1 protein-coding gene is annotated in these 253 nt (G+C 60.1%); it reads left to right on the forward strand.

Annotated features, from left to right (window positions below):
* On the forward strand, positions 1-239 hold a 239-nt coding region (locus SB724_RS21075), incomplete at its 5' end, for a hypothetical protein (RefSeq protein ID WP_410572935.1).
* Positions 240-253: the final 14 nt, after the last annotated feature.

Below are 253 nucleotides of genomic sequence, written 5' to 3' on the forward strand. Positions count from 1 at the left end.
TCCGTCAAGGCGCCTGCCAAGGCATTGGCGAGCGCCGGCAGCGATCAGGATTGGGAAACCTTTTGATCGGTGTTCGTGCTGCAACGTTCGTTCCCTATTGCGACGCATGTGAACTCGTGCGGCGCGGATCACCGAACGAAAACGCGCACGACAACCCGCACGACAGCAAAAAGGCCGCGATTGCGTACGCAACCGCGGCCTTTTGCCGTGCACTGCGGACTAACGAACGTCTACGATGACAGTCGGTGCCCTG

This window comes from Bacillus sp. SIMBA_031 (assembly GCF_046535225.1).
Lineage (GTDB): Bacteria > Bacillota > Bacilli > Bacillales > Bacillaceae > Bacillus > Bacillus velezensis.